The sequence below is a fragment of the Sulfitobacter aquimarinus genome (assembly GCF_040149565.1).
Classification (GTDB): domain Bacteria; phylum Pseudomonadota; class Alphaproteobacteria; order Rhodobacterales; family Rhodobacteraceae; genus Sulfitobacter; species Sulfitobacter aquimarinus.
Genome location: NZ_JBEFLO010000001.1, coordinates 109419 through 134029 on the forward strand (window position 1 = coordinate 109419; position 24611 = coordinate 134029).

Sequence of the window (24611 nt, forward strand, 5' to 3'; positions counted from 1 at the left end):
GGGGCAGAGCGGAGCGCGCCCATGTTACTAGACGTCCAGAACCTTACAAAATCATACGCAGGAAACGACGGCCCCGTGCCGGTGCTGCGCGGCATTGATCTGGAGGTGGCGGCCGGCGACACGCTTGCCCTTACAGGCGAAAGCGGGTCGGGCAAAAGCACGCTGCTTCACCTGATTGGCGGGCTCGATACCGCGGACGCGGGGCGCGTGGTGCTGGAGGGGCAAGACATCGCCAGCCTTGATGATGCGGGACGCGCCGCCGTGCGCCGCAACCATGTGGGCATCATCTTTCAACAGTTCAATCTGATCCCTTCGCTGGATGTGGCTGCCAACATCGCGTTTCAGGCGCGGCTTGCGGGGGTCTATGACGCTGCGGCGGCGCAGGATCTGGCAGCACGGCTGGGCCTGTCCGAGCATCTGCGAAAATACCCCGAGCAGCTGTCAGGCGGCCAGCAACAGCGCGTGGCCATCGCCCGCGCATTGGCCGCCAAGCCAAAGCTGATCCTCGCGGATGAGCCGACGGGAAATCTGGACGAGGAAACCGCCGCAGCGGTGATGGAGCAGATGCGCGATCTGGTGGCGCAGACGGGCGCGGCGCTGGTCATGGTGACACACTCGCCCACGCTGGCCGCACAGATGGCGCGGCGGGCGCATCTGCGCCAAGGGGTGATCGCCCCGTGACCCGCGCAGCGCTTGCCGCACTTTGGTCGCATTGGCGGCGCAACCCGTTGCAGCTGTTTACGCTGATCGCGGGTCTGGCGCTGGCCACAGCACTTTGGTCGGGCGTGCAGGCCGTCAACGCCGAGGCACGGGCCAGCTATGGCGCAGCCGCCGCCACATTGGGTGAAGGGCAATATGACCAGCTGCTGCCCACGTCTACGGACGAAATCGCGCAAGAGACGTATATCGCCCTGCGGCGGGCGGGCTGGCTGGTGGGGCCTGTGGTTGAGGGGCAGATTGGGGAGCAATCCGCACGCATCAGGCTGGTCGGGATTGATCCGCTCACAGCACCCGGAGGCTTGGGGCCTGTGGGGGTCGGTGGCGATTTGCAAGGGTTCCTGAACGACAGGCCCGTCTTTGCCAATGCCGCCACGGCGGCCAAGCTGCGCGGCGTGCTGGACACCCCCATCGTGATCGAGCCGTCCATCGCCCCCGACACGGCCATCACCGACATCTTTGTGGCCCAGCGCCTGCTGGACGCGGGCAGCACGCTAAGCCGCCTTATCGTCGCCCCCGATCAACCCATAGGCCGCCTGCCCCTCGCACAGGTCGCACCTGAACTGACGCGCCGTGCCGCGCAGGGCGGCTCGGATGTGGCGCGGCTGACGGACAGCTTTCATTTGAACCTCACCGCCTTTGGCTTGCTGAGCTTTGCGGTGGGGATTTTCATCGTTCACGGTGCCGTTGGCCTCGCGTTCGAACAACGCCGCGCCATGGTCCGCACGCTACGGGCGCTGGGGCTGCCCTTGCGTCGACTTGTTGTCCTGATGGCGGCGGAGTTACTGGCGCTGGCGCTTGTCGGCGGTCTGTTGGGGGTGAGTGCGGGGTATCTGGTCGCGGCGAGCCTGCTGCCCGATGTGGCCGCAACACTCAAGGGGCTGTATGGGGCGCAGGTGTCGGGCACGTTGCAATTGCGGCCTGTTTGGTGGCTGTCCGGCATGGCGATATCGGTGCTGGGCACGGCGATTGCGGCGGCGGGGGCGCTGACCTCGGTGGCGCGGATGCCACTGTTGGCAAGTGCGCGGCCAAGGGCATGGGCCACCGCACGCGAACGGATGCGACAGGTGCAGATGGGGGCAAGCATCGGGTTGCTGGCAATCGCAGCGCTGCTGGCGGCGGTGGGCAGCGGGCTGGTCATGGGCTTTGGCCTGCTGGCCTGTTTGCTGATCGGCGCGGCGCTGGCGCTGCCTTTGGTGTTGGACGTCGCGTTGCGCGCCATGGGCCGCGTGGCCAAAGGCGTCACGGCACAGTGGTTCTGGGCCGATACGCGTCAGCAACTGCCGGGGCTTAGCCTTGCGCTGATGGCGCTGCTGCTGGCGATGGCGGCCAACGTCGGTGTGTCGACCATGGTGTCGAGCTTTCGTCTGACCTTTACCGGATTTCTGGACCAGCGGCTTGCCTCCGAGCTTTATGTCAGCACCGAAAGTGCCAAGCAGGCGCAGGCGTTGGAGGCATTTGTAGCCCCTTACGTGACCGAGATCCTGCCTCTGCTGTCGGTCGAGGCCGAACTGGCGGGGCTGCCAGCCGAGCTTTATGGCGCACGGATCGGCGCGACCTACCGCGAGAATTGGGGCCTTTTGGATCAATCGGCAAAGGTCTGGGACCGTGTGGCACGCGGCGAGGCGCTGTTGGTGAACGAGCAGTTGGCGCGGCGGGCGGGCCTGTGGGTCGGGGATGTGCTGCAAATTTCGGAGGGCACATCGCTGCCTATTGCGGGGGTCTTCGGCGATTACGGCAACCCCATCGGGCAGGCGATTGTGACTGAGCCATTGTTCACGCGCTTGCATCCCGATGTGCGGGCCTTGCGCTTTGGCCTGCGGACCGATGCACCGCAAGAGTTGCGGGCGGCTTTGCGCGACGACTTTGGCCTTGGCGATCAGGCGATTACGGATCAGGCTCAGATCAAGGCGTTCTCATTGGCCGTGTTTGAGCGGACCTTCACGGTGACTGCCGCGCTGAATGTGCTGACGCTGTGCGTGGCGGGGTTTGCCATTTTCATGAGCTTGCTGACGCTGGCGGGGATGCGCCTGCCGCAACTGGCGCCTGCCTGGGCCTTGGGGATGACGCGGGCGCGGTTGGGGCAGTTGGAACTGGTGCGGGCGGTTGTACTGGCGACCCTGACGGCGGTTTGTGCGCTGCCTTTGGGGATGGCGCTGGCGTGGGTCTTGCTGGCTGTGGTAAATGTCGAAGCCTTTGGCTGGCGTTTGCCGATGTATGTGTTTCCGCGTGAGTATGCGGTGCTGGGGGGCTTTGCGCTGCTGGCGGCGACACTGGCGGCGGCATGGCCTGCTCGCAAGCTGGCGCGCACGCCGCCTGCGGATTTGTTGAAGGTATTTGCAAATGAACGGTAAGGCCGCGCTCCTCGCTACGCTCCTCGCTTTTGGTGCGCCCGCTTTTGGTCTGGCGCAAGGGTTTGCGGGCATGGGCACGCAGGCCGAGGGCTTTGCCACCCCTGCCCCCGACCCGCAATTCGACTTTCCCGCCGATCATGGCCCGCACAACGACTACCGGATCGAATGGTGGTATGTGACTGCCAATATGACCGATGCGAATGGCACCCCCTACGGGCTGCAATGGACGCTCTTCCGTTCGGCCCTTGCGCCCTTTGCCACGAACGATTGGGACAGCCCGCAAATCTGGCTGGGCCATGCTGCTGTCACTACGCAAGACGCGCATCACACGGCCGAACGCTTTGCCCGTGGCGGTGTTGGACAGGCTGGCGTGACCCCTGCCCCCTTCGAGGCGTGGATCGACGACTGGCACATGCGCGGCGAGACGATGGAGCGCGTGACCCTGCGGGCCGCAGGCACCCAGTTCGCCTATGACGTGACGCTGGAGACTCAAGGCCCGTTGGTTTTCCAAGGCGACGGCGGCTATTCGGTCAAATCCCAGCAGGGGCAGGCCAGCTATTACTACTCGCAACCCTTCTTTGCGCTGGAGGGCACGTTGACCCTGCCCGGCGGCGATGTGGCCGTCACCGGCAATGCGTGGCTGGACCGTGAGTGGTCATCGCAACCGCTGGCCAGTGACCAGACGGGGTGGGACTGGTTCTCGCTCTCGTTTGAGGACGGGGACAAGCTGATGGGGTTCAGACTGCGGCAGGCGGACGGCAGCTACTTTACCTCTGGCACATGGATCACGGCGGCGGGTGCGGCAACGCCCCTGCCCGACGGCAGCTTTCAGGCCGAGCCTTTGACGGTATCAGACGTGGGCGGGCGCGAGGTGCCGACGCGCTGGCAGGTGCGCGTGCCCGATTACGGCGTGGATGTGACCGTGGGCGCGCTCAACCCGCACGCATGGATGGACCTGTCGGTGCCCTATTGGGAGGGGCCGGTGACCGTGTCAGGCAGCCATCAGGGTGTCGGGTATCTGGAGATGACGGGATACGACCGAGAGCTATAAATCCACTTCGATCACGCCGTCCTTTTGCGCGGCACGGGACTGACACAAGATCACCGTATCCGCCCGCTGCGCTTTGGACAGCACGAAATCGCGATGCTCGACCTCGCCGCCCAATAGGGTGCATTTGCACACACCGCACAGCCCGTCCGCGCATTTCACATCCAGATGCACGCCGTTCTCGGCCAGCACATCGGTCGCCACACGCCCCGCAGGCACCGGCAGATCACGCCCCGAGCGGGCAAGCCGCAGGGTGAAGTCGTGGTTCTGGTATTCTGGCACCTCGGGGAGCGTGAAGTATTCCAGATGCACCGCGTCTTCGGGCAGGCCCGCGTCCGATGCCGCTTGGATCACGGCGTCCATATAGCCCTGCGCGCCGCAAGTATACAGATGCGTGCCGTTCGGCAGCGCTGCCATGATTGCGGCCAGATCAGCGCGACTGCTTTCATCCGAGATATGCAGCACCACGCGGTCCGCCCAGCCAAAACCCGCGATGTCGTCCAGAAAGCCCATCGTAGCACGGCTTCGACCGGAATAGTGCAGCGCGAAAGGGCGGCCTTTGGCGTATAACTCATGCGCCATAGCGATCATCGGAGTGATGCCAATGCCCCCGCCCATCAACACGGTATGTGGGGCATCCGCATCCAGCGCAAAGTGATTGATCGGCCGAGAGATGAACACCCTGCGCCCCACATCGAATATCCGGTGCATTAGTTTGGAGCCGCCACGCCCTGCGTCCTCTTTCAGCACCGCAATCTGGTAAAGGCTGCGGTCCGCAGGATCACCCGACATGGAATATTGACGCAAAAACTCGGGGGCGACCACAATGTCGAGATGCGCACCTGCGCTCCATGCGGGCAGGTCGCGCCCATCAACGGCGCGGAATTCGTATTTGGTGATGCCGTCGGCGATGGCTTCGGCCTTGCTGATGACCGCGGGGATAACAGGGCTGTCGCCCGTGGCCGCATAGACATGCGCGACCTGATCAACGGTGCCATCGCGCAGATGCGCCTTATAGTCATCCGCGCTGATCATCGCGTCATAGGCGGCAATGCCCGCCTCGCGGTCCATCGGGAAGGGGTATGGATAGGGAGGCGGCGCAAGCGGCGCAGGATAGACGGCAAGGGTCTGGTCCTCGTGCTTTAACTCAAGGTCTTTCTGCAGGCCCCTCGCGTTCACGGGTTCTTTCGTCGGCGCGTATGATCCGTCTTCCTCCAGCGCCAGATCCCACCACCATTTCTTAACCGGATTAAGCCCGCCCTTGCCCAGCGCATCATCCAGCCGTGCCAGCACGGGCGCCGCCGCAGGCAGGTTCATCGCGGCCCAGCGAAACGGCTTTTCGGCAAAAAGCCCCTCAAGGTTCCACGGACAGGTTTTCATGCACCGCCCGCACATGGACCCGCCCGGCGTGGTGATCCTGTAGGTCGCGCATTTCTGGCTGTCGGATTTCCAGATCTCATAACCGTTGAACATGCGTTTCGGCCCTGCGGTGATCGCCCCCGAGGGGCATTCACGAGCGCATTTGTTGCAGCTTTCGCAGAATTTTTGCAGGCCAAAGTCGATGGGTTTGTCGTGGGTCATCGGCATGTCGGTGGTGATCACACCCGACTTCAGGCGCGGGCCAAGGAAAGGGTTCAGGATGACTTCGCCGATACGGCTGACCTCTCCCAACCCTGCGAGCAACAACAGCGGCGGTTGCAAGACCTCGCCATCCATCACTGTATGCGCCTTGGCGCTATAGCCCAGATTGCGGATTTGCTGCGCCAAAACACCGCCCAGCAGCGAGAATCGCAGATAGGCGCGCATAGACTGCGCGACGCTGATCCAGTCATCGCCGCTTGCGCCCTCCATCGTGTCGAACCCCTGATCAATGATCACGCTGATCGCTTGATCGTGGGGCGGTGTAATCGCATCGCCACGGGCGTCATGGCTGTACCACGTCCAGTCGGGACAGGCCGAGATGCCCACCGCATCGCAGCCCAGCCAATAGGCGGTGGCCTTGACCAGATCGGCCGCTTGGGGCGCGGGGATATCCGCCTTTGTCTGTGTCACGTCACCGTCCTGCAGTGGCACAAACGCCGCCAAAGCGCGGCGCTGCGCCATCGAGGGGGCGGCCCTGCGCACATAAAGCCCGCCTGTCGCGCCCTTTTGCACCGTTTTGCCCATGTCGCCAAATTGCGCACGGGCGAACATGTCGGCCCGTTTGGGCACGCGTGCCACGCGGGCCGCGTCGATGAAGGTGGTCGGGTCGTCCACCCGTTTCAGCGTCTCGAAAGGGTGGCCCCCGTCCACAAACCGCCGTTTGGCAAAGGGCACCGCGTTAAAGGCCGTGCGCTCCTGCCCTGCACCAATGCGCCATTTCAGGCCAAAGGCCGACGCGGGCTGTTCTTTGGCCAAGGGCGCATCAACGGCCATCTGAAAGGTGGTCGTCACCGCCGCCAGTCCGAACCGCGTGCCGATATAAGGGTGGGACAGGCCCTGCGCCGTGGCAGTGGCAAGCCCCGCGGCCACGGCCAGCTTGTTCAAATCCACATCTGCGGTCGTGACCGTATGCGCCCGCGCCTCAAACCCCAAGAGGCGAATATATTCGGCCAGCACCACGGCTGTCTCTGCGGCCAGAAGCCCTGCGCGGTGGGCAGAGGCGTCCTCGATCCACGCGGTTCCTGCCTCGTCCGCGTCTGGTTCACGGGGGTTTTCATACATCAGCACGATGGCATGGCTGTGGTCATCAATGCCCCTTGGCGGGGCTGTAATCGCATCGCGCAGGTCGGCCATAACCTGATCAATCCCCGCAGCGAGGGTTTTGGCCTGACGGGTTTGCAGCTTGTCCCCCAAGGCCGTCATGTCGGGGTTGTGGTGGGGCGTCTGCAACATCGCCGCCTGTGGCAGCGCACATATGCCGACCACTGCCGCATCCGCGAAATAGCCAAAGGATTTGAGGTGGGAAGCCCGCGCATCCACATCCGAGGGGCAATCAGCGCGGGCGGCGTTCACGTGCCCTTGGCGGATCACGTCCAGCATCGCCTGATATTCCCGCATCGCATTCACGATACTGCGCGGGTCATCACCGCGCTGAAACGCCAGCGGCCGCGCCGCCGGCACCTGCGACAAATCGGGCATCCGGTCGCTGCGCTGCAACAGCTCTGACGGAAAGCCGCCTTGGTGTATCGGCCTGTTTTTGCCAGAGAATAACTTCATTTCGGGGGTCCTGTGTGTACGTGGGGCGAACGTACCGCAACATCGGGCAAGGGTCACGGCAAAGAATGACCCCTGCGCAGAATGCGACGCACAGGAACCCGTGGACATCCGCCCGCATTGCGGGCTAGGCACATCCGACCAAAGACAGAGCGCCCGATGACCCACACAACCTATCCAAGCCCCGTTCCTACGCACCGCAGTGCCGACCTTGCCGTGCATGTTATAGGCTTTGTCCTGATCGTGGCCGCAACCGTTTTGCTAATGCGGGCTGACTACAGCGGCCATAGCAAGGCGTTGGTTTGGGCAATGGTGGTATATGTGGTCTGTGCGCTGGCCTCCAATCTGGCCTCGATGACCTATCACTTTTCGTCCCTGCACGACCGCCGCATCCTGCTGCGCCGCATTGACCATGCCGCGATATATCCCAGCATTTCAGGGACCTTCACCCCGTTCTTTGTTTTGGCGAACACCACATGGACGATGAGCCTACTGGTCATCTGCTGGGCTTTGACCGCGCTCGCCGTGTGGAACAAGATCACCAATGCGACCGTCAAATCACGCTGGTCGACGGCATCATATCTTGGATTGGGCGCGATTGGCCTGTCGGCCCTGCCCGATCTGGAGGGCGTGCCGCTGACCACGCTTTGGTGGATCATCGCGGGGGCGTGTTGCTATGTCGTGGGCACCACGTTCTACGCACGCAAGGCCCTGCCGTTCCGCTATTCGCTGTGGCATATGTGCGTCAACTTTGGCGGCATCTGTATGTTTATCGGCATCTGGATCGCGCTGTTTCAGGGCTGACCTGCCCCCCCCTAGCGCCGCTTTATGCTGCGTGGTGGCCTCTGTACAAGCACAGCGTTACAGTTGAAGATACACGGCGCCGATTGGCGCAAGACAGGCCTGTCGGCACAGCCATATTTCATAGGGGATTTGATCATGACCGCCATTCGCTTTTTGCACACTGCGGATGTGCATCTTGGCAAACCTTTTGGCGGGTATCCGGCTTCGGACCGTTTGCGCGTGGCACGCCAAAACGTGATCGGCAGGTTGATCGCGATCGCGCGGGAACACCAAGCGCCCCATATCCTTGTTGCGGGGGATTTGTTCGAAACCCCAAATCCCGCGGCGCAAACATGGCGGCAAATGGCGACCGAGATGGCCGAGGCGACCGATCTGACATGGTGGCTGCTGCCCGGCAACCACGACAACCTGCGCGAAGCGCAGGCCACATGGGACGGGATTGAACAGTTGGGCCACGCAAATCTGCGGGTCTTGTTCAGCCCCGACCCTGCGCAGATGCAGGACGGCGTCTTTTTACTGCCCGCCCCGTTGGCGACACGCCACCCCACCGAAGACCCGACAGGATGGATGGACACGGCCCCCACCCCCGACGGGGCCATTCGCATCGGTCTGGCACATGGCTCCATCAAGGGCTTCAGCGAGGGCGTCATGCCCGCCGACGTGATCGCACCCGACCGCGACCAACGCGCGCGTCTCGACTATCTCGCGCTTGGCGACTGGCACGGGTTTACCCAAGTGTCACCGCGCACCGCCTACTCTGGCGCGCCAGAGCGGACGGGGTTCAAACACAATGGATGCGGCATCTGCCTGATCGTGGACATTGACGCGGCCACCGCGACGCCCCGCATCCACCAGGTGCCTGTCGGCGTGCTGGATTGGCAATCCGTCACGTTGGACCTGCTGCCCGGCGATGATCCGCACGCGCAGATACGCGCAGCGCTGCCCGACACCGCACACCGCGATATGCTGGTCAAAGTCGCCGCGCAGGGCCGCCTGACCCTTGGCGAAAGTTCGCAATTAGCCGCGCTGGAGGCCAGCGTCGGCCCCGAGTTCTGCCACTTTGAGCTGGAGACATCGGCGTTGCAGACCGAGATCGAGGCACAGGACCTAGAGGCTATCTCAATCGGTGGTGCGCTGCGCACGGCCAGCGACGCCCTTGCCGCCGACGCCAACAGCGCCACCCTGTCCGAGCACGACCGCGACATCGCGGCAGCGGCCCTACGGCGGCTTCACGCAATGGCGACAGAGGACATGACATGAAGCTGCGCGAGATCACGCTGGATAATGTGCGGCGCTTTACGGAGCCTGTCACCATTGGCCCGATTGGCGATGGTGTAACGCTGCTGTGCGAACCCAACGAGGCGGGCAAATCCACCCTCTTTGACGCGCTGCATGCGGTGTTTTTCCTCAAACACAACAGCAAGTCAGGCGATGTGACCGCCCTGCGCCCGCATTCGGGCGGCAAAGTCAGCGTGGAATGCACGTTGGAGCATGAGGGCGCCACATGGCGCATCCGAAAGGAATGGCTGACAGGCGCATCGGCACGGATCTGGCGCGACGGGACATTGGTGCATCAGGCCGAAGCCGCCGAAGACTGGCTGGCCAATCTGGTTTCTGGCGCTGCTGGCGGACCCGGCGGATTGCTGTGGGTCCGTCAGGGCCGCGTCTTTCTGGAAGCCAGCGAGAAAAAGGACCAGCGCGACGAGTTTGAAAAACGGCGTGATCTGCTCACCGCGATTTCGGGCGCGGTCGAGCAAGTCACAGGCGGCGAGCGTATGGACCGCATCCGCTCGGAAGTATCAGAGGCGCTGAACCGTCTGCAATCCAGTCGCGGTGCGCGAAAAGGCGGCCGCTGGGCAGACGCGCAAGACGCGGTAGACGCGCTGGGCACGCAAGAGGCCGAGCTGGCGGGCCTTGTTGAGGCGCTGCGCAGTGATCTGGATGCGCGGCGGCGCTTGACCGCCGAGCTTGGCACGCTCGACGCGCCCGAAGCAGCCCAAAAGCGGCGCGCGGATTTGGCCGCTGCGGGGGCCGCGCTGAAAGAGGCGGAAGGGCTGGCGCAAGAGTTGGAGACACTGCGCACCCGCGCCGATCTGGCCAAGGCCAAGGCGGACTCGGAACGCGCCGAAATTGCGCGGCAAAACGGACTTTGGGACGAGTTGGAAAAGGCAACTTCGGCCTATGCCCAAGCCGACGAGGCGCATGCCGCCGCCGCCCAAAAATCCCATGATGCGCAAGCAGCCGACACCGCTGCGGGGGCCGCCCTATCCGCAGCAACCGCCGCCCACGCTGAGGCGGATAAGATGCTGCGCCGCATCGACGACCATGCCCGTGCGAAAACCGCCAAAGACGAACACACCCGCCTTGGCAAAGTCATCGCGCAGGCCGAGGCCGCTGATGCCGACCGCATCGCCGCCCATGCCATTATCTCGAAAGGGCCGGACGACAAAACCGTCGACACCATCGAAAAGCTGGCCCGCGCCGTCACTACCAGCGAGGCCGTGCGCGATGCGGCAGCCCCGCGTGTCATCGCCCATTACGACCCCGATGCGCCAATGGTGACAATGGGCGGCACTCCCGTGGCCGCCCAAACCCCGACGCCGCTGCCCGCCGATGGCATGATCACCCTGCCGGGCATTGGCCAGCTACAGATCGACACCGCCGATCAGGAAACAAGCGCCACCATCGCGCAGGCCCAAGCCAGCCTTGCCACCGCGTTGGATGCTGGCGGCTGGCCCGATATGACGGGCCTGCGCGATGCCGCCCGCATCCGCGCACAAGCACAACGCGCACATGACCTTGCGCAAAACGCGCTGCAAACACTGGCCCCTGATGGCGTTGAGCATCTGCGCCTGCTGCGGGCGGCGATTGCCATCGATGAAACAAGCGATGCCACGGACCTCCCCGACCGCGCCAGCGCCATGGCGGCGCGACTGCAAACGGAACAGACGCTGGAACAGGCTCAGGCAGACGCCCGCCAGACAGACAGCAAGCGACAGGCCTGCGCGATCATCTTTGCCCAGACAGAGGCCAAAAAGGCCGCCGCCCATGAACGCCAGCAAAAAGCGGCCCGTGATGTCGAAGGATTGCCCCCTTTGAACGCAGCCGAAGGGCAAACCCGTCTCGAAGAGCTGCTGCGTGCAGCAACCGACGCCCAAACCGCGGCCGAAACGCTGGCCAGCAAACTACCCGATGTGCAGAGCCTCAAGGCGCGGCATGACCGCCTTGAGGCGGTGGCGCGGGCAGCCGCCGCAGACCGTGTGCGCATCGAAAAGCAGATTGCCGAATTGAACGTCAGGATCGAAATCCGCGGGCAGGAAGGTGTCGAAGAAGCGCTGGAAGATGTGCGCGGACGGCTGAGCGTGGCGCAGGCAACGTTGGCGCGGGTCGTTCAGGAAAAGGACGTTCTGGTGCGCCTTCTGGACGCGTTGGACACCGCCCAGAAAGCCGCGCGTGAGACGTATTTCGCCCCCGTCGCAGAAGAGCTGCGCCCCTTGCTCGCCGATCTGTGGGACGACGCAGAGCTTCAGTGGTCCGACGAAACCCTGCTGCCTGTATCGCTGCTGCGCAAAGGTACAGAAGAGCCGATTGACGTCCTGTCGGGCGGCACGCAAGAGCAGATTGCGTTTCTTGTCCGTCTCGCCTTTGCCCGCCTACTTGCGAAATCAGGCCGCCATGCGCCTCTTATTCTGGATGACGCGCTGGTCTATTCGGACGATGACCGGATCGAGCGGATGTTCGACGCGCTGCATGGTGCCGCGGGCGATTTGCAGATCATCGTTCTGTCGTGCCGCCAACGTGCCTTCCGCGAGCTTGGCGCGCCCAGCCTCGGGTTCAGGCCCGCCACAGGTCTTTGATGCGCGACAGCCTCGGCAGGCCGCGCAGCCCAAATTTGTAGACAGATGCGCGTCTGCGCGATATGCCCACCCGAACGGTGCAGCAGACTGTTACACCAGTACCGGAGCTCTCTTTCCAGATAAATGTTTTGGCGGCTGAATTTGACGAACAATTTCCGCAACCCGGCTTTGACGTCATTCTTGACAAGCTTGGCGCAAAAGAGAAATTCGCGTACCTCAAACTCAACCACGGCATTTGGGAGCTGTTGGTAAAGCTTGAAAATCTGGGCATTCCGCGGGCGCAGATCATGACACATGACGGCGCCGAGCTGGACGCGATGACAGGCTTTAGCGATGTGCCGTTTTTTGGTGGCGGGTTTCTTGGGCCGCTTCTTGCGCGGTTGCGCAACCTGCCCGACCCGTCCCAGGGGCTGACTTTTGTGTCGTCACTGGAACCTTGGCCCGGCAGCTATGCCATCGAGAGCACTCCGATTGCAAATCGCACCCATACGGATGAGATCAGGCGATACTTTACCGATCCCAAACATCTCGACAATATTGAAAACGGTGGCTGGACAGGTCACGAGCTGAAGGCCGCAGTTATATCGCAGACCTTTGGCAAATTGATCGCGCAGATGGCAGACAGACCTGTTTTGCTGCTGGGCAATTCGGAGTTCACCACCGCGTTGACGGGATGGGGTGTGCATGATGCGCAGGTGCATAACGTGCCGATCGCGGGGGCAAGATTGCAATGTGACGCGCTGCGCGATGTGGTCGCGGACTGGCTGGCCCGGCATCAGGGGCAATCGCCTTTGGTCGCTGCAAACGCGGGTGAGGCGACGACGACATTTCTAGGCCTGCATGCTTTTGAAAGCTTCGATGACATCGCTTTCCTCGATTTTGGCGGAAGCCTCGCCGCCTGTGCGCCAAACATCGCAGCGCGGGCCAATTGGGTGACCACCTACAAACATCATTTACGCCGCGTCAGCGCAGAGTGGCCAGCCGCCGTTGCGCAACCGATGCAGCCCGTTTTTGACAGCGCATTTGCTGAACGTGCACCGCAGCTTGTGCAAATCGCAACAGACCACGGCGTACCGCAGCCACAGCCTGCCGCACTCACCGCCCCGGGCCTGCGCAGCGAGGTCCAGTTTCTTGAGAACAAGTCACCCGACTTCCAGCGCATTGCAGACTTTATGACCCTGTCGGCACAGGCCAACCGCTATGCCAATGGCGGCCCTGTTGCGCATCTGCTGGAGCAGGTTATCGCCGTCCAACTGGCATTGCCCGCGCACCGCCATGTGGTGGCCGTAGCCAATGGCTCCGCAGCTTTGGCGCTGACATGCGGCGCCGCCGCAATCGAGACGGGGCAAAGCGATCACCTAACGTGGTTGTCAAACGGCTTTACCTTCTTTTCGGCCAGTATCGGGCCGCTGGCGCAGACCCGCGCCATTGATTGCACGCCAGACGGCGGGTTTGACCTGAATCAGATGGCATCGCTGGGGGCCGATGAATTCGGCGGCGTCATCCACACCAATGCCTTTGCCAACCACAGCAAGTGGGACCCCATCGCGGCGGCCTGCCGTGCGCAGCGCAAACCCTTGGTCATCGACAATGCGGTCGGGCTGTTGGACCGCCCTGCATCCGCGCTCAGGGAAAATGCACCGATGGAGATCATCTCGGCGCATCATACGAAAGCCTGGGGTCATGGAGAATGCGGGCTGATTATTTGCAACGCCGCGCAGGCGCAGATTATTCGCAAGCTGGCCAACTTTGGCGTTGGACTGCCCGCGCAGGTGGCACCCTTTGCGATGAACGGCAAGTTAAGCGATCTGAGTGCCGCAGCCGTGTTGGAACGGCTAGAGCGGATGCACGACTGGGGGCACCGCTATCGCCTTCAACGCAGGCGCAACATCTCGCTTATGGTCGACGCGGATGCGGGCATTACCCCGTTTAGCGCAGGGTATACGCCCAAATCACCAACCAGCTTCACCCCTTTCTAAGCCCCAGACCGATTGATTGGTCGACCCCTGTGTCGGGCTTTGAGGTGCGGCGATATTATCAACCGATGCGCGGGGTCGACGGCACCGCGTTGCCCGTGGCCGAAGACATCTACGCACGCATATTCTGCCTGCCCAACAATCCGGACATGCAATATATTCCCAGCGATCACATCATTTCAGAAATTCACAAATTAACAGGAAACATGCCTTCATGAGCATTATCAGGCTTTCCGCCGCAAGCGCCACGCCCGACACCGTCCGCCACGCACTGCACACCGCAGGTTTTTGCGTGATCAACTACGGTGACGTGGGCAGCGTCGCACAAGCGCAGGCACTGACGCTGGATTTGGCCCGCGACATCGGCACGCCCATGGCACACGACAAACGCGGCGCATTGCTGTGGGACATTCGTGCGCAAAGCGGCGGCACCACCGAAGGGCGCACCTTCTCGGAGCATAGCGACGAGGCGGCCTTGCACACAGACAGCCAATACCGCAACACGCCAGAGGACGCGTTCTGCCTTTACTGTATAAAACCCGCAGCCTGCGGCGGGGGGCGGTCCTTTGTCCTCACGCTGGGTGATTTACTGCTGGATCTGGCGCAGGCGGGCGTTGGCGACGATATGATTGCGGCCCTGCAAAACCATGACTTCCCCTTTGCCGTGCCACATGTGTTCGAGACAGAGAATGACAAATTCACCTTTGGGCCCGTCGTGGGCGCGGATAACACGATCCGCTACCGCAAAGACGCGCTTGAAAAAGGGATGCAGGCGCATGGTGCTCGAGGTCCACAAACCCGCGGGTTTCGCAGCGTTATCCAAGGCCAAACAGCGCGTTGCGGCCTTCTGGAGGGACACGCCCTTTCGGGCAGGCACCTATCGCACCGACTATGTCTTTGATGCCGCCCTCACCCCCCGCCTGATCGAGGTCACTTCGCGGTATACCCAGAACGGATACATCACGCATGTGCTGAACGCCCATATGATGCAGACGGCCTATCCCGATCATGTGCCTGAGGCCGCGCAAGAGGACCCCTTCGCAGGGTTCTTTGCCGATCTGGAAAGCTATTTGCACGGCACCGACAGTGTCGTGTGTTTGCGCGGCGACGATCTGCGCAATGACAGCCGCTTTTTGACCCGCGCCTACGAGGGGTCTGCCCAACCGCTGCATTTGGTAGACTACCGCGACACGGACCGCCTGCTTCGACTGCTGGAGGGCGCGTTTGTGATCTGTGAGCTTTCCATGGATGAAATCTGTGCCCTGCCCGACGCGGTTCTGAGCGCACTGGCGCAGGTGCCAATGATCAACGACCCGCTCTCGGTCTTTGTGGTGCATGACAAGGCGTTTTTTGCTGATATCTTTGACCCCGCGGTTTGTGAGGCCGCCCTTGGGCCACTTGCGCAGGACTTCAGGCGCTATCTGATACCGACCTACCGCCATGCAGGCCATGAAGACATCTGGGCAAAAGCACGCCACACCCCAGCGGCGTGGATCCTGAAACACCGCTTTCTGGGCAAAAGCAAAAGCATTTTTGCAGGCCCCCTGATGACACAGGCAGAGTGGTCTGACCTGTTTGACACCCAAGACCCCAATGACTTTGTGTTGCAAGAATGGATCCCGCAAAGCAGGCTACAAGGGCCGCAAAACGGATCGGACTGCGCGCATTACGTGGCGGGCACCTTGTTGCTGATGAATGGCAGCTACTACGGCAACAGCGAAATCCGGACCTGCGAAAACGCCATCAGCAACACAGGCAGCTTGCGCAAAATCTCAACGGGTCTGTCCCCCCTGCCCCAGACGTCATTCCCGGGCCGTTGGGTGGCGGGTTAAATGCAGGCCGCCCGCAGCAGTGCAATCATGCAGCCCTATTTCTTGCCCTACATCGGGTATTTCCAGCTCATAAACGCTGTCGATGTATTTGTGCCCTACGGGCGGTGCAACTTCATGGTGCAATCCTGGGTCTCAAGAAACCGTATACTTGGACCCAACGGCGTGTTTTACATCCGTCCCGCAACAAAAGGAGCAAGCCCGTCCAAGATCATCGCCGACATCATGGTTGATCCCGCAGACAGGTGGCGCCGCAAGATGTTTTCCAGCTTCAAACAAGCCTACAGCACTGCACCCTATGCGCATGAAAACTGGGAGCTTCTGGAGCGGATCATCTATCATCAGGCCCCTGATCTGGACACTTATAATACCTATGGCATCAGACAGATCGTGGCGCATTTAGGGATCGAAACAGAGATATTAGGCACCCAGGACATCCCCGCAACGATCGAGCCGCATGTCTGCGCCCTCACCGATCCATCCCAGCGCAGGCAAACCCGCGTCACCGAGATTTGCGATGCGATCAACGCGCACGCCTACGTAAACCCGGCAAGCGGCCAGCACCTCTACAGTGCTGATCACTTCACGCCGCGCAACAAAAGCCTGCCCTTTCTGAAGCCTGATATGCAGGCCGTCGCCCAGCGGCTTGAAACACCGCACGCCGACCTGTCCATCGCACATTGCCTGATGATGAGCGGGAGGGAAAAGCTGCGCGAGGCGCTTGCAAGCTGCACCCTTATTCCGACGCAGCCTAACGCCTAGGCAGCCCCTACCCGCGCAGGTATCAGCGCGGCTGGCTTGCCCCTGCTGCGCCGTAGCCCGCGCGGCGGCCAAACACCGCCCCAGACGTCAGGCCCGATCCGCCCGGATAGCCTGCAAAAAACACACCGCCAACAACTTCACCACAGGCAAACAAGCCTTCAATCAGCGATCCATCCTGCCTGACGACGCCGCCATTGGCGTCCACTTTCAGACCTCCATATGTGAAGGTAATGCCGCCGGTGACTGGGAAAGCGCGAAAAGGCCCTTTGTCGATGGTTTGGGCCCAGTTCGATTTGGGCGGTGTCAGACCAGTTGTTCCATTGCCGTCCAGAACCGTGGGGTCAAAACCAGTTTGTCCGTCCACTGCATCGTTATACGCCTTGAGCGTTGCGGTTGCGGCATCGACGTCGACGCCCGTCATCAGGGGCACCAACGCCTCCAACGTATCAGCCTCGACAAAGTGCGCGTCATGGAACCTGTATTCGGCATAGAGCAGATCGAACACTCTGCTGTCGAACACCTGCCACGCGAATTGGCCGGGTTGTTCAAGGATGGCCGCACCATATTGCGCGTAGGTGTAGTTGCGGAAATTGGCCCCTTCATCGACAAAACGTGCGCCATCGGCATTCAGCATCACGCCCAGAAAATACGAAATCTTACGGTAGTTCTTGCGCTCGCCTGCGGGCAGGTCAAGGTTTCCGAAGTCGGCCATATGCAAATCCATCGGCGTCGCATGGCATCCCGCAAAAAGCCCGTATTCAGCCGCGCCGACCTGTGCGGCCATTGTCAGCCCGTCACCTGTGTTGTGCGGAGTGCCGCGCACTTTGGCGGCTTTCCAGTTCGGGCCCATGTGCTTGATCCGCAAATCTTCATTCGCCTCAAACCCGCCAGAGGCAAGGATCACCGCGTCCGCATGAAGGACCTCGTCACCGATACGCACGCCCGTGACGCGGTCTTCTTCCGTCACAAGACCCGTCACGGCGCTGTTGTACCGGACTGTGCCGCCCATCCGCTCTACGGCGGCCAGTTCCATGTCGAACAGGCCCACCCCTTCGTTCTCGGCCGCCAGTGTCAGGCCGCCCCAAAACACATGGCGGCCGTCTTTTTCAAAACTCTGACGGCTGTAGATCGGTTCAAACTTCACATCATGTGACGCAAGCCAGCGCATCGTTTCGCCCGACAGATTGACAAGCGCCTCTTGCTCTTCGGACAACGGACGCCCGTCGTTAAAGCCCAACAGATCATTGCCGAATTTCCCGGTGTCGTAGCTGCCGAAATCAGCGTTCTGCACGCGAGGATCATCGGGATTGCGCAGCAGCGGCACAAGATCAGCCGCCCCGTCATAGGCAAAGCGCATCGCACCTGCGGTGTATTTTGTATTCCCGCCCGATAGCGCCTGATCCGCCTTTTCCAGCAAGGTCACCTGCGCCCCGTTCTCCAACGCTGCAATCGCGGCACATAGGGCGGCGTTACCTGTTCCGACGACAATCACTGATTTTGACACTGGTGTTTCCTTCTCATATCTATATTGTATCCAAGCGGATACAATTTGGACCCACCTAAAATGAACACCATAGAATTGCAAGACATGTCTCAGGGCGAAATCGCGTATCACCGACTACACGGGGCGATCAGGGCGGGCGAATTCGCACCGGGGGACCGCCTGCGCGAGATTGACGTGGCAGCGAAACTGGACCTGTCGCGCACGCCCGTGCGCGAGGCGTTGCGCAAGTTGGAGAATGACGGGATCGTAGAGCATCGCCCCCGTTTGGGCGCGGTCATCCGCACGCTCACCACCCCCGAAATTGTTGAGCTGTATGAGATGCGCCTTGTTCTGGAGCGTACCGCAGCACAGATGGCCGCCAAACACGCAAACGCGGCCGAGGTTGACCTCCTTCGGGATATTAACGAACAGATCGACGCCGCCGGACAGGACACGCCCCGTGCGGCGGCTCTGAATCAGGACTTTCACCGCAGCATCTACCTTGCCACGCGTAACCGTTTTTTGCTGGCCTCGGCCCGTGCGCTTAATAATGCGCTGATATTGCTGGGGCCAACCACGCTGGACGACGAGGCGCGGATCAAGACGGTCAGCAGCCAGCACAATCAAATCATCGCAGCGATTGCTGCGGGGGATCAACAGGCGGCGGGCGATGCGGCAGAGGCGCATTTGCAAACCTCCCTGCGTCACAGGCTCAAGGTTCTACAAGAATGATGCCGCGTCTTTATGCATTTGCGGTCGCGGGGGTCGGCGTTTTTGCATTCAAGTCTATGCACTTACCCCTGCCTTGGTTGCTGGGACCAATCTTTGCCTGCCTGATCGCGTCTATGGCAGGTGTCCCGATGCGCGGCATAAAGCCCGTGAATGAGGCCATGCGCACGATCCTTGGCGTTGCCGTGGGTGCGACATTCACCACAACGCTGTTGGGGTCGATGGTGGGAATGTGGCCGACCTTGCTCATGATCCCTGTGATGACAGGCTGTATTGGCGTGGTCGGCGTGCTGTATTTCCAACGCCTTTGGGGGTTTGATTTCGCCACCAGTTACTATTCCTCCATGCCGGGGGGCTTGCAGGATATGCTTGTCTTTGGCGAAGAAGCTGGCGGCGATGTGCGTGCGCTGTCTCTTATCCATGCCACCCGTGTGATGGTGATTGTGGTTGTGTTGCCGTTCCTGCTGACGTGGATTTGGGATGCGGACCTCAGCACCCCTCCCGGCAGTCCAGCCAGCACCATTGCGCCCGCGCAATTGGCGCTGATGGTGTTTTGCGGTTTTGCGGGATGGCAGATCGCAAAGCGGGCGGGCATGTTTGGTGCCACAATTCTGGGCCCGCTTTTGCTGGCTGCGGCCTTTGCGCTGACGGGCATTTTGCACCACCGCCCCCCCGCCGAAGCAATCTGGGCTGCGCAGTTCTTCATCGGGATGAGCGTGGGGACCAAATACGCAGGCGTTACCATGGCAGAAGTCCGCAGGGATGTGACCGCAGGTCTGGGCTTTTGTGTGATCCTGCTGGTGCTTACTGTCCTCTTTGTCGAGGCCATCCATCTGGCCAACCTTGCCCCCCCGATGGAGACGATCCTTGCCTTCGCGCCCGGCGGGCAGGCAGAACTGACTGTAATTGCTTTGATCGTTGGGGCGGATATGGCTTTTGTGGTCGCACACCATGTGCTGCGCATCTTTGTGGTTATACTGGGTGCGCCGCTGTTCGTGCGGCTGTTCAATGCCGATACTTAAGAAAGGCAATGACGATGCAAGAAGCGTTGAAAACACTGGCACGCGACGGCGTTCTGCGGGCAGCGATCAACACGGGCAATCGCGCGTTGGTTCAGCAAAACGGCGATAGCCTGACGGGTGTCAGCCCTGCACTGGCCAAACGGCTTGCGGATGAGATCGGCGCCCGTCTGGAACCCGTTATCTACAGCGGTGCAGGCAAAGTCTTTGAGGACGCAGGTCGTGACAAATGGGACGTAGGCTTTTTGGCGGTTGATCCGATGCGAGCGGAGAAAATCGCCTTCACCCGACCTTATATCGTGATCGAGGCGACCTTTGCGGTGCGCAGTGACGCCCCCTTCAAAAATGTAGAGGATGTGGATGCGGCAGGCGTCACCGTCTTAACATCGACGGGATCGGCCTATGATATGCACCTGACCAAGACCCTTGAACACGCCGTGCTAGAGCGTTCGGGCACGCCCCCCGAAAGCTTTGAGGAATTTCGCGCAGGCAGGTGCGATGCAGTTGCAGGTGTGCGTGCCTCGCTTGAAGGGGCCTTTGCAGGGGCATCCGGCTTTCGCATCCTGTCGGGTGTGCTGACCTCGGTTCGTCAAGCGATGGTGCTGCCTGACAGCACCGATGGGCGCATCGCGGCGCTTGATGATTTTGTGGCCCGTGCCATCGCGGACGGGTTCGTTGATGCCGCGCAAAGCGGTTAAGGATAGGCTTCGGGATTGATCATATGGATCGGTGCGCCTGCGGCATAGGCATTGATCTGGTCAAAGATGTCAGAGAATTGCAGATCAAACTCATCCTCGGTGACAAATCCGATATGCGGGGTGGCCAGTACATTGGGATGGGTCAGCAGGATGTTGGACGTGTCGGTCAACGGCTCTTGGTCAAACACATCGACGGCGGCATGAAGCCCGCCTTTTGCCACCTCGGCCTCCAACGCGCCGGCCTCTACCAGACCGGAGCGTGACGTATTCACAAACAGGGCACGGGGCTGCATCTGTGCCAGATCAGCGGCGGTGATGAGGCCGCGTGTTTCGGGCTTCAGCCGCACATGCACGCTGACGATATCTGACGACGCAAAAAATGCCTCGCGTGATGCAGCAACGGTTTCGCCCGCGGCTTGTGCCCGTGCGCGGCCCGCCTCGGACCCCCACCATTGCACATTGATCCCCAGCGCCTTGGCGTATTCCGCGACCGCACCCGCGATCCGCCCATAGCCATAAAGCCCAAGCGTTCGGCCGCGCAGCGTGCGCCCAACGCCCGATTGCCACTGCCCTGCCTTGATGGATGCCGTCTGCTGCGGAATCTGGCGATAACTGGCAAGGATCAGCGCAAGCGTATGTTCTGCCGCGGCATAGGAAGGCGCGCCTGCATGCATGTTAGAGCTGAGCAGGACGCCCTGCGCCGTACAGGCGGGCACGTCCACATGGGGGTAGACACTGCGCTGTGAGATAAGCTTGAGGTTCGGCATACCGGCCAGTAACTCCTCGCCCACTTTTGTGCGCTCGCGAAACAGCACCAGTGCTTCGGCATCCGTCATCCGTGCGGCAAGTTTGGCGGGATCGGGTTCGTGGTCGGTCCAGACGGTGACATCATGATCGGCCAGCTTTGAAAAGCACGGCAAGCCGCGCAACGTGTCGAACCAATCGTCAAGAATGTGAACTTTCATCGGTCTATTCCTTGGTAAATGTGGTGTCAGGCACCGCCCCAAACGGATGCGGGGATGAACACGCTTCCGGCGGCAATCTTGCGCGCGGTGCGGACCAGCCCTGCGGATTTGATCTGAAACCCTGCGTCGGTTTGCGCGTAATCTACCATTACATCAATCGTGCCAGAGGCATGTTCCAGCGTGATGGGGGCAGGAGTTTCATTGGGCTTGGCCGTCATGCCGTCCGCAACCGTCCCCGGCGTCAGCACGCAAGCGGCAAGGCATTGCGCCCCTGTGACAGCCATTGTGGGGTGCGCGTTCCACGGCATGAAGTAGCGCGTGGCGATGGTGCCGCCCGCGCGGGCGGGGGCCAAAAGCCCGAATTTCGGCGTGACAGAGGCTGTCACGTCGCCCATGCCCATCAGTGCGCCCGCTTTGATGCGCAGGGCTTCCATTCTGGCAAAGAAGCTGCGGTTTTCATCCAGTTCGGCGGCGCTTTCATATCCGGTCAGGCCGAAATCACCGGCTTTGGCGATGACCATTGGCATGGCAACGTCCATGCATGTGACAGCTACGCCGTCGACAACATCAACCAGATTACCAGTGGGCAGAAACGCCCCCGTGACGCTGCCCACTGTCTCCATGAACTGCAAGCCGACAGGCGCCGCCGTCCCCGGCACGCCGTCGATCTTTGCGTCCCCGTCATAGCTGACCTGGCCGCCCGGCGTTTGCACAACGGCGGCAACCCGTGCTTCGGTGTTTACGGCGCGAATGTTAACAGGCGTCTCCCCGTCCTGAGCGGCGACCAGCCCCATCTCAATCGCCGCTGGGCCGACGCCAGACAGGATGTTGCCGCAGGTGGGTTTGAAATCGACCAGCTGATCCTCGACGCTGACCTGCGCAAAGAAATAGTCCACATCGGCCCAGGCATCATCGGATTTCGACAGCATCGCGACCTTGGTTGTCACCGCGGCCCCGCCCCCGATCCCGTCAATGTTCAACGGATGCCCCGAGCCGACCATCGCGATCAGGACCTGCGCCAAGCGGTCGAGGTCATCGGGCAGATCGGCACGGTTAAGGTAGGGCCCGCGCGAGGTGCCGCCGCGCATGAAGAGAAAGGGAATTTCTGTCTGGGTCATGTGAAAGGCCATGGCAAAGCAAAGTACTCCTGCAACAATCCGGGTGGGAAATCGCGGTTCAACAGCCACGCCATCGCGCACATAAACGCGAGGCCCGCAGCGGTGTAGAGGGCGGCGAAGACCATGCTGACTCTTGCGCGGACCACCATGAAGGCGAACAAAAACACCATCAGCGCAAGGATGAAGCCAAGCAGTGAGGTCAGCACCAACAGCGCCGCAAACCACGCCAAGGTGGGCCACAACCCGTGGGTCGCCTCTGCGTCCTCGCCATTCAGTTCGCGATCCGCAAAGATCGTGTCTGTTTCGGGCTTGAGCATCATACGGATGATAAGAAACGCACAGCCAATCAGACAAATGCTGGCGACAAAGATCGGGAAGGTCCGGTCGCGGCTGTAGCTTGGGATCGACATGCCGTCATACAGTGCAAAGCCGATGAAGGCTGTGACGGCCAACAGGAACACCATCGGCGCACGTTTGGAGCCTGCTGTAATCTCGCCTTCTGCCATGATGTGTTTGGCCTGACGCAGCCCAAGCACAACCGAGATCACCGTGATGATGACCAAGACGATGACAATGGGTGAGAAGATATAATCAATCCCCTCGCCGAACCCTTTGCGAAAGCGCGATTGCGCGATCTGGATCGCTTGGTTTGCGTAGTTCTCGGCAGGGTTTGACAGCACAAAACCGATCAGGAAAGCAGGGCGCGACCAGTCGAACCGCCGCATCAGGATGCCCAGAAAGCCGATCGCGAACAGCGCCACCAGATCCATCAGGTTCTGCCCCGACTGGAACGCCGCAAAGCTGATAATCATGAACAAGAACGGAGCAAGCAACACAAAGCGGATGGTAGTCAGCTTCGCGATACCACCAGAGGCCGCGATACAGATAACCGTGCCAACCACATTTGCCAGCGCCAGCAGCCACACGATCGCATAGGTGATGTCGAGGTTGTTTTTCAGCATCGCCGGACCGACTTCGATCTGGCCTGATCCCAACAGGGCAATCGCCCCGATAAAGATCGCCATTGAGCCTGAACCCGGAATCCCGAACAGCAAAGTAGGCACCAGCCCGCCGCCTTCCTTGGCGTTGTTCGAGCTTTCAGGCCCGATGACACCGCGCACTTCGCCTTGGCCAAAGCCGGATTTGTCTTTTGTGGTTTGCACCGCGTGACCGTAAGCGATCCAGTCGACCACCGATCCGCCCAGACCGGGGATTACGCCCACAACAACTCCGATGATGGAGCACCGTACAGACAGCCAGATATTGGCAAACCAGTCTTTGACGCCGTCAATCCACCCGCCGCCAATTTGCGGCTCTTGGCTGATGGCGCGGTCTTGGCGCAGCAGAGAGATGATCTCGGGGATGGCAAAGATACCAAGGCCTACAATGACCAGTTTCAACCCGTCGGCCAGATAGGGGTAGTCATAAGATGACATCCGCAGGTCGCCGGACGAGGCCCCCTCCCCGATCATACCGATCAACATGCCAAGGCCCGCCGCCACGATCCCCTTGATCGCGATACGGCCCGCAAGGATGCCCACCATGGACAGGCCGAAGATCGTGATCATCAAAAGTTCTGGCGTGCGAAACTCCAGAACGATGGGACGTGCAATCAGGATAAAGATGGTCAGAAAACTGGCCCCGACAAGCCCGCCGAATAGCGAAGAGGCAAATGCGGCAGAGAGCGCGCGTGCGGCCTGTCCCTTTTTCGACATCGGGAAACCATCCAGCACAGTCGCCTGACTGGCCGATGACCCCGGGATACCCATCAAAACAGAAGCAAACGTATCAGAGGTGGGCACAACAGCGACCATACCGATCATCAACGCCAGACCCAGAACAGGCTCCATGCCGAACATGAAGGGCAGCAACAAAGACAGACCTGCAATACCGCCCAAGCCCGGGAACACGCCGATGCACAGGCCCATCAGCACGCCCATGACCAGATACCCCAACACAACAGGCTGTAGAATCAACCCCCAAGCGTCGCCGAATGCAGGCAGAGCCTCCATGATGACTTCCATGAAAAATCCTCCCACTTTTCTTTGGAAAACGCC

18 protein-coding genes are annotated in these 24611 nt (G+C 61.3%); 13 read left to right on the top strand and 5 right to left on the bottom strand.

Annotated elements, in window-relative coordinates:
• Positions 1 to 21: 21 nt before the first annotated feature.
• Genes ABMC88_RS00515 through ABMC88_RS00525 form a run of 3 tightly spaced genes read left to right on the top strand, consistent with a single transcriptional unit; the run spans position 22 to position 4122 of the window.
• Positions 22 to 681, top strand: coding sequence for an ABC transporter ATP-binding protein (locus ABMC88_RS00515; protein ID WP_349574872.1), 660 nt, complete (start codon positions 22 to 24; stop codon positions 679 to 681).
• The gene (locus ABMC88_RS00520) at positions 678 to 3071 is read left to right on the top strand and encodes an ABC transporter permease (protein ID WP_349574873.1); all 2394 of its coding nucleotides are present in this window, start codon (positions 678 to 680) and stop codon (positions 3069 to 3071) included. Before ABMC88_RS00515 ends, ABMC88_RS00520 begins: the two co-directional genes overlap by 4 nt.
• Positions 3061 to 4122, top strand: coding sequence for a lipocalin-like domain-containing protein (locus tag ABMC88_RS00525; protein ID WP_349574874.1), 1062 nt, complete (start codon positions 3061 to 3063; stop codon positions 4120 to 4122). The genes ABMC88_RS00520 and ABMC88_RS00525 overlap by 11 nt, the downstream gene beginning before the upstream one ends.
• Here ABMC88_RS00525 and ABMC88_RS00530 read toward each other — a convergent pair.
• On the bottom strand, positions 4117 to 7317 hold the full coding sequence (locus ABMC88_RS00530) for a reductive dehalogenase (RefSeq protein WP_349574875.1): 3201 nt from the start codon (positions 7315 to 7317) through the stop codon (positions 4117 to 4119). The two genes, ABMC88_RS00525 and ABMC88_RS00530, sit on opposite strands and share 6 nt — an antisense overlap.
• A 156-nt stretch (positions 7318 to 7473) precedes the next feature.
• Between ABMC88_RS00530 and trhA the strand changes: the two genes are divergently transcribed.
• The 7 genes from trhA (at position 7474) to ABMC88_RS00560 (ending at position 16542) form a co-directional block, all read left to right on the top strand.
• Entirely contained in the window at positions 7474 to 8118 is a 645-nt protein-coding gene (trhA, locus tag ABMC88_RS00535) for a PAQR family membrane homeostasis protein TrhA (protein ID WP_349574876.1), read from the top strand.
• Between the two features lie 135 nt (positions 8119 to 8253).
• Positions 8254 to 9378, top strand: a complete 1125-nt coding sequence (locus ABMC88_RS00540; RefSeq protein WP_349574877.1) for a metallophosphoesterase family protein — start codon at positions 8254 to 8256, stop codon at positions 9376 to 9378.
• Positions 9375 to 11975 (top strand): AAA family ATPase, encoded by a 2601-nt coding sequence (locus ABMC88_RS00545; RefSeq protein ID WP_349574878.1) that lies wholly within the window; start codon positions 9375 to 9377, stop codon positions 11973 to 11975. The genes ABMC88_RS00540 and ABMC88_RS00545 overlap by 4 nt, the downstream gene beginning before the upstream one ends.
• 62 nt (positions 11976 to 12037) lie before the next feature.
• Entirely contained in the window at positions 12038 to 13954 is a 1917-nt protein-coding gene (locus ABMC88_RS00550; protein ID WP_349574879.1) for a DegT/DnrJ/EryC1/StrS family aminotransferase, read from the top strand.
• 211 nt (positions 13955 to 14165) lie between these two features.
• Positions 14166 to 14852 carry a TauD/TfdA family dioxygenase gene (locus ABMC88_RS00555; RefSeq protein WP_349574880.1) on the top strand — a complete coding sequence of 229 codons (687 nt, stop codon included), beginning with the start codon at positions 14166 to 14168 and terminating at the stop codon, positions 14850 to 14852.
• Positions 14853 to 14871: 19 nt separating this feature from the next.
• Entirely contained in the window at positions 14872 to 15783 is a 912-nt protein-coding gene (locus ABMC88_RS18595; RefSeq protein ID WP_500812337.1) for a hypothetical protein, read from the top strand.
• Positions 15784 to 15810: 27 nt separating this feature from the next.
• On the top strand, positions 15811 to 16542 hold the full coding sequence (locus ABMC88_RS00560; RefSeq protein ID WP_349574881.1) for a WbqC family protein: 732 nt from the start codon (positions 15811 to 15813) through the stop codon (positions 16540 to 16542).
• Positions 16543 to 16564: 22 nt separating this feature from the next.
• Here the strand turns inward: ABMC88_RS00560 and tcuA are convergent, their stop codons facing one another.
• Positions 16565 to 18046, bottom strand: a complete 1482-nt coding sequence (gene tcuA / locus ABMC88_RS00565; RefSeq protein WP_349574882.1) for an FAD-dependent tricarballylate dehydrogenase TcuA — start codon at positions 18044 to 18046, stop codon at positions 16565 to 16567.
• Positions 18047 to 18106: 60 nt separating this feature from the next.
• Here tcuA and ABMC88_RS00570 point away from each other — a divergent pair, with 60 nt between their 5' ends.
• From ABMC88_RS00570 to ABMC88_RS00580, 3 genes are read left to right on the top strand one after another with little or no spacing between them, the layout of a single operon-like run.
• A complete protein-coding gene (locus ABMC88_RS00570; RefSeq protein ID WP_349574883.1) occupies positions 18107 to 18757 on the top strand; it encodes a GntR family transcriptional regulator in 651 nt (216 codons plus the stop codon).
• Entirely contained in the window at positions 18754 to 19776 is a 1023-nt protein-coding gene (locus ABMC88_RS00575; protein WP_349574884.1) for an AbrB family transcriptional regulator, read from the top strand. The genes ABMC88_RS00570 and ABMC88_RS00575 overlap by 4 nt, the downstream gene beginning before the upstream one ends.
• An 8-nt stretch (positions 19777 to 19784) precedes the next feature.
• Positions 19785 to 20471, top strand: a complete 687-nt coding sequence (locus ABMC88_RS00580) for a transporter substrate-binding domain-containing protein (protein WP_349574885.1) — start codon at positions 19785 to 19787, stop codon at positions 20469 to 20471.
• On the opposite strand, the gene ABMC88_RS00585 is transcribed toward ABMC88_RS00580, so the two are convergent.
• The 3 genes from ABMC88_RS00585 to ABMC88_RS00595 are packed head-to-tail and all read right to left on the bottom strand — an operon-like array spanning position 20468 to position 24578.
• Positions 20468 to 21436: a D-2-hydroxyacid dehydrogenase family protein gene (locus tag ABMC88_RS00585; RefSeq protein WP_349574886.1), complete on the bottom strand. Its 969-nt coding sequence runs from the start codon at positions 21434 to 21436 to the stop codon at positions 20468 to 20470. The two genes, ABMC88_RS00580 and ABMC88_RS00585, sit on opposite strands and share 4 nt — an antisense overlap.
• 26 nt (positions 21437 to 21462) lie before the next feature.
• Positions 21463 to 22554 (bottom strand): 4-oxalomesaconate tautomerase, encoded by a 1092-nt coding sequence (locus tag ABMC88_RS00590; RefSeq protein WP_349574887.1) that lies wholly within the window; start codon positions 22552 to 22554, stop codon positions 21463 to 21465.
• The gene (locus ABMC88_RS00595; protein WP_349574888.1) at positions 22551 to 24578 is read right to left on the bottom strand and encodes a tripartite tricarboxylate transporter permease; all 2028 of its coding nucleotides are present in this window, start codon (positions 24576 to 24578) and stop codon (positions 22551 to 22553) included. The genes ABMC88_RS00590 and ABMC88_RS00595 overlap by 4 nt, the downstream gene beginning before the upstream one ends.
• Positions 24579 to 24611 lie beyond the last annotated feature (33 nt).